This is a genomic window from Altibacter sp., assembly GCF_019913785.1.
Lineage (GTDB): Bacteria > Bacteroidota > Bacteroidia > Flavobacteriales > Flavobacteriaceae > Altibacter.
The window spans coordinates 36595-44602 of the sequence record NZ_JAIOHK010000005.1 but is presented as its reverse complement, the minus strand read 5'-3'; the positions used below and the strand labels follow the sequence as shown (position 1 = coordinate 44602).

Genomic DNA, 8008 nt, shown 5'->3' with positions numbered 1-8008 from the left:
TTAGATTCCGCATCAAGTGCGGAATGACAAACCAATGAGAAGCTTATCCTGAAGCCTGCACTGAGCGGAGCCGAAGTGGATGGGCTTTTTTTGTTTGTGTTCCTTTCATTCAACTTTATCGTATATTTACCTTATCTCCCCGCTTTATTTAAAAACCATATGAAATCACTTTTTATTTGTTTTTTCATTTTTGTTTCTATTGGGGTTCAAGCTCAAATAGTAACTATTCCCGATGCTGTTTTTAAGGATGCCCTTGTTAATCTTGATGTTGTTGACACTAATGGAGATGGCTCTGGAGATTCTGATGCAGACACTAATGATGATGGGGAAATACAGGTAAGTGAAGCTGAAGCAGTAATAGGGTTATATATACCTATTAGTGGAATTAATTCATTGGTGGGTTTGGAAAGTTTCATTAATATTGAAATATTTCAGTGCCAAACTAATTTGTTTTCCAGCATTGATGTTACCAGCATGACTAACTTAAGGAAGTTGCTTATACGGGATAATCAACTTGAGAATCTAAATATTACTCAAAATTTTCTGCTAGATCATATCGATTGCTCTGGAAATGAATTAAGTAATTTGGATGTGAGCAACAACACTAATTTAAAATTTTTAGATTGTTCACAGAATAATATCTCAGCTTTAGATGTAAGTCAGAATAGCGTTCTAGAAAATTTGGTAGCTAGTGGTCAAGCAATTTTTTCGATGAACCTTAGTCAAAATCCAAACCTTGAAATTTTAAATATTCAAAATAATAATTTTACTGAAATCGACCTATCAAATAACCCAAACCTTATTGAATTATCATGTGCACAAAATCAACTATCTGAATTGGATTTGAGTCAAAACCTTTATTTGGAGTTGTTATTATGTTTTGACAATCAACTTTTAGGACTAGATGTTTCTCAAAATAGTAATTTGGAATTTCTGTGGTGTAATGAAAATTCATTGACTTATTTAAATCTGAGAAGTGGAAACAATTTGGGACTAAATTTTATGAATGCGCAAGACAACCCAAGTTTAAACTGTATTCAGGTGGATGATGTGGATTATGCTAATAATAATACAAATTGGCAAAAGGATATCACTGCCGTATATAGTGAAAATTGTGCTTTAGGAGTATATGAAATTGACCTTACTTCAAGTATCGTACTGTATCCAAACCCCATAAATGACATCGTACAAATAGAGAGTAATTTCTCTATTGAAATAGAATCGCTACAAATTTACTCCCTACTAGGGGAATTAGTTATGAGTAGACAGGGTAAAACCCATCAAATTGATGTTTCAAAACTTAGAAGCGGAGTTTATTTCCTAAAAGTAAGTACTTCAAGAGGTGAATTCACTAAAAAATTGCTTAAGAAGTAGCTTGGAGCAAATCTATAATCTCCCTGATCGTAGATTCAAAAAGTCCTGATGGAAATCAGGTTCAGAATGACAAACCGATGAGAAACCTATCCTGAAGCCTGCACTGAGCGGAGCCGAAGTGGAGAGGCTTTTTTTGTTTCAGGTCTTGGTGATATCTTAATGCTAATTAATTCCTGGTTACAGATAGGAGGTATTTCGCTTTGAATTACTATGGAATTTCTTCTTCTTATTTTTGAGATCAAGAATGATTTTAATGGTTGTTGGGAATAATAGAACTCGTGATTCTTGAATTAAGACACCAAACCATAAAATACTTTCATTTTTTATATTATAAGTAATCGTTCTATGATTAAATTAGTATTACAATCCTCCCCAGTGACGTAAGCGCGTCAATTTCATTTTATTAACTTAAATTATTAAGCGATGAAAAAATTACTTTCATGGGGACAATGTTTAGTTACCCTTATTATTTTCTTTTCAGCCCAATCATTTTTGGCAAAAAGCGAGTTTGATTTATGTAAAACCGGTGGTTTCTCTTCACACTTACCACATCTTGAAGCGATGAGAGGTTTGGATCATACAAATGATATTTTTTATTTGAAAATATACATTCATGTTTTAAGAAAAGAAACAGAACCAAAACTCGGACAATCTAAAGAGGATATCAATAGGCAATTAAAATATCTATACGATGATTTTGACCCTTTAGGCATCCATTTTGTTTGGGACGGAAATATAGACTACATTGATAATGACGAATTCTTTGAGGATCCTGATTATTATTCTAATCCAGGAGAGTTTCCTAATGGAACTGAGCCAATATTCAATACAAATAACCATAGTGATGGTATAGATATTTATTTTTTTGATATTGAAGAAGGTAATGGTGGTGTTATAGGAGGTATGTTTGGGAGAACCGATGATATAGGGGGTTCTGCGATGATTCTTGGGGGTAAATTTAAGGGACATCACAATGGGGACGAAATGATACCATCAACTTGGACAAAACTAATATCTCACGAAATGGGACATATTCTTTTCTTGTTTCATACCTTTCATGGTACTACCTTAGATGAAAATGAAAATAGCGGTGACCCAAATGCCTGCCCCGAAATCGTAAACCCAATCACAGATCCAAACCACCCATTATATGAACAACAAGTAAGTAATGGCTGGGAATGTGGCGATTATATTCCAGATACTGTTGCTAATCCGGGCATTAGCTGGTTTGCTCTTCAATATATGGAAGTAGATGAAAATTGTGAATACGAAGCAATTCCAAATCCGGGCGATTGGATTTCAGATTATGATATTAATGGTGATCCTTTTGATCCCGACCCTACAAATTTAATGTGTTATACCTATCCTACGTGTTATAATGGGTTTACCTTGGGCCAAAAAAAGAGAATGAAAAATGCAATTTGGTATTTGCCCGTCTTGAACAATACACTTTTAAATAGTTATACCTATATACGACCAAATATTGATTGTTTCGTTTGTTTTGAAAATAATACACATTTATATGAGGTTTATAGTTCAATTGATATTGGACTTTTGTCTGTTACTTCATCACCGAATGTACAAACGCAAATAATTGCAACTTCGGGCAACTCTTTTACTGCACGTGTTACGAGTATGTTGGATGAAAATGTAGGAGAACCAGGATATTTTAATATTGTAAATAGTCTAGGCACTTTGGCAACTCAGAGTATGTGGGTTGGAAAACCACAAGCAGTACCAGATGCCTCTGTAAATGGTCCTATGGAAATTTCAGGAGGTCAGTGGGGTCTTCATTACAAAATTATCGATGGTAATCTTAGATTAGATGGTATTGATACTTATGTTTGGGATTATCCGCAGCCTAATGAATCTCATGTTTTTTTTGGAGGACTACCGCCAAACAATCCAATTATATGGCAATACGATTATTTTTCAAAATATACCCCAAAATCCCTTAGCAATGGTGCAGGAAATGATACAGGGGTAGTTTCTGTAAGAGGAAAAAATCCTTGCGGTGTTGGAAGTAATGGTCAATTTAATGAATTATGTGTTGAAAATTTGGACGATAATGACGGAGAACCGGATTGTTCTACACCACCAGGGCCTATCTATTATTACCCCAACCCAGCTAGTTCATTGTTAGAGGTTGATCTTTCATTACAAGAATATCAAGTGTATACCGTTACTATTTATGATGAAAATCAAACAGTTCATTACAGCGATCAGAGCACTAATATTGTTAAAACAGTGGATGTTGCTGGATTATTAAATGGGACGTATTATTTACATATATATGATGATGACGCAACGTTAATATTAAGCGCCATACTTATAATTAATCACTAATTATAAGTATATTAATCTTTAGAAGTGTTAGTTAAACACAGCTGAGTCCTCACTTGAATGTGTTTACTGGCATAAAAGAAATTAATTATGAATACTAGATTATTATTCACCATATTAGTAAACCTCTTGTTTTTACAACAAGTCATTTCTCAATATACTCTAGTTCCTGACGCTAATTTTGAACAGGTATTGATTGATTTAGGCATTGATAGTGAGGGGACTTTGGATGGCCAGTTTTTAACAACAGATGGAATTGGCGTTTCAGACCTAATCATAAATAATAGGAATATTAATGACCTTACAGGTATTGAGGCTTTTGTTGATTTATCTCAGCTTTTTGCTCATGACAATGAGATTGACAGTATTGACCTTTCTTTGTTTCCAACAGCAATGGTAACGTTAAGTCTTGGGAATAACAATTTGACTTCCATAGATTTAACCCCAATGAATATTGTTTTAAACCTAGGATTATATGCCAATAACTTTACAGAGCTCGATGTTTCAAATTTATCAAATCTTGCCGTTTTAGAAATAGGTAGTCAAAATATTGCAAATGTGAATCTAACTAATGCTAACGATTTACAAGTTTTAGGGTTTTCAAATACTGCCATTCAGAATATAAACCTATCAGATTGTAGTAGTCTAAGAAATGTCTATTGTGAAGGCAGTCAAATACAAGCATTAGACTTTTCAAGTAACCAAAGTTTGGAATGGGTAGAAGCTTATAGTACTCCATTAACGACAATCAATCTGCCCAATAATCCCAATTTAGAAATATTAGATGTGAGTAACACGGTATTAACGGAATTAGATATTACAAACTGTCCGGGACTTCTTGAATTATATTGTTCCGATATTGGATTAACAACGTTAGATTTAGCACAAAATGTAAATTTGGAATACTTACAATGTGCAAACAATCAAATTATAAATATTGATTTTACGCAAAATTCTAATTTAGTTTACATTGGAATAAACAATAATTTAATTGGTCCAAATCTGGAGTTATCAAGTAACATCAATTTAACAGACCTGCATTGTTCAAATAACCCCATAGTAAGTTTGTCGGGATTGCAGAATTGTGTAAATATAGAAATAATAGGTTGTGATGAAACCTTACTAACTGAAGTTGATCTTTCTCAGAATCCTAATTTGGATATTGTAAGTTTTTTTCAAAGTCCCAATTTACAATTTGCCAATATTAAAAATGGGAACAATGAAAACATCTTTTTTATAGGCACACAATGCCCAGAATTAACCTGTGTGGTTGTAGATGATCCTAGCGCTCCCAATACTAATATTTTGATAGATTCACATACAACACTCGTAGAGAATACAGAAGATTGTGATGATCTCTCCATATCAGAAAATGAACTCCAAAAACTTTTCAGTTTCTACCCAAATCCCGTTAAAGATGTGTTATTTATAGAGAGTAATTTCTCAATTGAAATAGAATCACTACAAATTTACTCCTTACTAGGGGAATTAGTTATGAGTAGACAGGGTAAAACCCATCAAATAGATGTTTCAAAACTTAGAAGCGGAGTTTATTTCCTAAAAGTTAGTACTTCAAGAGGTGAATTCACTAAAAAATTGCTTAAGAAGTAGCTTGGAGCAAATCTATAATCTCCCTGATCGTAGATTCCGAAAGTCCTGATGGAAATCAGGTTCAGAATGACAAACCGATGAGAAACCTATCCTGAAGCCTGCACTGAGCGGAGCCGAAGTGGAGAGGCTTTTTTTGTTTAAAGCCAGAATGCAGGCATATTTAAAAAGAATTAGCGAACTCTAGTGGTATTAAAAGTACATAATTCATCATATCGCTAGTAAGACCTCTGCAACGACTATATTCCTATATGATGATGTTCCTATTGATCGAAGGACTGATATTTTCTTACTCCTTTATCATCTTTTTGATTATCCTTTTTCCATCTTGATTTGTCATCGCTATGAAATATATGCCACTTGATAATTTGCTTATATCTATATGATATGTATGTGAATTTTGAGAAGGAACCTCTTTAGATAGGAGGCTACCGGTAATGTTAAAAATCTCTAGTTTTCTAGGAAATGTATCAACTCCAACTTCTATGTGAATCTCTGTGCTAGCTGGATTAGGATAGATGTTGAAGTTTGTGATATTAGAATCATTTATCCCAAGGATAGGCAGAATAGTGATGGATACTACTGCTATATTTGAAGTCTGCCCGTCATTATCATTGATTGTATAATTGAAACTATCACTTGTCGTTTGACTACCATCATGAATATAGGTAATGATTCCATCTCCGTTATCAATCAAAGATCCATTTACAGGACTATCAATAATTGAAATAGATCCCAAATCTAATGAGCCATCGACATCTATGTCATTTAATACTACATCTACATCTCCACTTTCTCCCTCAACGACAACTAAACTATCATCATTTGCAATAGGCGCGTCATTTACAGGGGTGATTTCAATACTTACAACGGCTACATTTGATGTAGTTCCTTCGTTATCATTGATGGTATATCTAAAATAATCTTCCGGGATTTCACTGCCATCATGAATATAAGTGAGTGTCCCATTTCCATTATTATTCAAAGTCCCATAAAGAGGAGGCTGTGTAATTATGATACTCGATAAATCTAAAGTTCCATCAATATCCACATCATTAAATACTACATCTACAGTGCCACTATCTCCCTCGATGACCACTAAATTGTCATCACTGGCAATTGGAGCTTCATTATCCACGATTTCGGTAATAACGGTATTGGTTATAATGGGAGGGTTAAAATCAAAAGTTATACTGGCCAATCCGCTAATGATATCTCCAACAATTACAGTTGGTTTAGGTTTCACCTTAAATAGTATATGACCATGGCTTCCGGGTTCATTTGATGTACTGTCTGGAAGGTTAATATTGTTAAAAATAAACTCAAAAGTATTATCATTACGTCTTTCAAGTACTGCACTATGACTATACGAAATGGGTGTAAAAGTGCTCCAATCTAATTTGTCATCAAGTACATCCTCTACCGATACATTAATGGCAGAAGCTGTCCCGGTATTCTGAAACCGTATCATATAGTGTAAATAATCATCGATATCTTCTATTTGAAGCCTATCACCTTCAAGAACAAGTTTGTCATTTGGATCGTACGATCCAATAACTGTTTGATTAAATTCATGTGTATTGTCAATATCATTAACATCCGTTAATAATGGAGTAATAGATGTGGTAAACATCAATATATCATTTATCTCAACCTGCGGCGGCGGAAACACATTAAAATTTACATTTATTACGCGAGTCTCAAAAGGCAGCAGATCATTATAATTCCATGTCAGTGAATTGCTATTGATCACATCCGGGAGTATGTCGGCATCTAAAAAAACTAGCTTTGCGTCATCAAAAACTAATGTAATATCCCCGTTGGTGGTATTTGAGCCGCTATTATTGAATAGTATTTGATAATGCGCATCAAATCCTGGTCTCGCATCTGATGTGGGGGCTAGTACAACATTTACATCATCAGCAAGAACATCAACCGAAATACAGTAGTCTATAATATCGGTATTGCCATAGTCAATAAAATTTGATGATTGTGAAGGAGGAGAAACACTAAATAAATCGTTGTTAATATCTACTGTTGTCGTATAGTTTCCAAGATCCACGTATAAGGTGTAATCACCATCGCTATTTGTATAGGTGCTAATGGTGTCGATGCCATCTGTTGTTGTTACCATAATATTATCGGGCGAGATATCTCCCAGCGCACAACCATTATCATCAATATCAAATAAAATATTACCTGTGATTGAGTTCATTTCTCCACTAGCTGTTGGTACAAAACCCGATTGGTATACAAAGGTGTCTAACCACATCATGTTGTCTGCAGTAATCGAGAAAAAGTCGATGCCTCCTAAACTTGTAGGATACGTACCGGCGTTATCCGTAAAGGGAGTCCCAGCCGGAATGACCTCTACACCATCCACCCAATACTCCCATGTAGAAGCATTAATACCGGCACTGATATCAACGTTCATAGCAATATAGAACCACTCATCGTGTGGGAATGCAAAGGGTACAACACCTAGTGCAGTATCGTCAATTTTACCAACACCTGGATTTGCGTTATCTTGGTTAAAAAAGAAATTTCCAACAATCCATTCTCCAGCTCCAACAGGTACAGTTCCTTGTAAGTTGTAATAACTTACTTTTCCAGATGGAATATAGGCATAGAATCCAAGGCCCCATTGGCCGAAGATTTTGTTACCCAAATCAAGAACTGCATC

The 8008-nt window shown here is 34.6% G+C and carries 4 protein-coding genes; 3 read left to right on the top strand and 1 reads right to left on the bottom strand.

Annotation, left to right across the window (positions count from 1 at the left end; translation table 11 throughout):
* The first annotated feature begins 159 nt into the window (after positions 1 to 159).
* The 3 genes from K8F54_RS00880 to K8F54_RS00870 all read left to right on the top strand — a co-directional run bounded on the left by K8F54_RS00880 (position 160) and on the right by K8F54_RS00870 (position 5328).
* The gene (locus K8F54_RS00880) at positions 160 to 1374 is read left to right on the top strand and encodes a T9SS type A sorting domain-containing protein (protein WP_290785728.1); all 1215 of its coding nucleotides are present in this window, start codon (positions 160 to 162) and stop codon (positions 1372 to 1374) included.
* Positions 1375 to 1797: 423 nt separating this feature from the next.
* Positions 1798 to 3720, top strand: coding sequence for a T9SS type A sorting domain-containing protein (locus K8F54_RS00875; RefSeq protein ID WP_290785725.1), 1923 nt, complete (start codon positions 1798 to 1800; stop codon positions 3718 to 3720).
* A gap of 87 nt (positions 3721 to 3807) precedes the next feature.
* Positions 3808 to 5328, top strand: a complete 1521-nt coding sequence (locus tag K8F54_RS00870; RefSeq protein ID WP_290785722.1) for a T9SS type A sorting domain-containing protein — start codon at positions 3808 to 3810, stop codon at positions 5326 to 5328.
* A 286-nt stretch (positions 5329 to 5614) separates the two neighbouring features.
* Here K8F54_RS00870 and K8F54_RS00865 read toward each other — a convergent pair whose 3' ends face one another.
* Positions 5615 to 7993, bottom strand: a complete 2379-nt coding sequence (locus tag K8F54_RS00865; RefSeq protein WP_290785719.1) for an Ig-like domain-containing protein — start codon at positions 7991 to 7993, stop codon at positions 5615 to 5617.
* Positions 7994 to 8008: the final 15 nt, after the last annotated feature.

What these genes read in the sequence shown, in the direction of transcription:
- K8F54_RS00880 (WP_290785728.1), top strand. Translation starts at nt 160, where the DNA reads ATGAAATCACTTTTTATTTGTTTTTTCATTTTTGTTTCTATTGGGGTT.
- K8F54_RS00875 (WP_290785725.1), top strand. Translation starts at nt 1,798, where the DNA reads ATGAAAAAATTACTTTCATGGGGACAATGTTTAGTTACCCTTATTATT.
- K8F54_RS00870 (WP_290785722.1), top strand. Translation starts at nt 3,808, where the DNA reads ATGAATACTAGATTATTATTCACCATATTAGTAAACCTCTTGTTTTTA.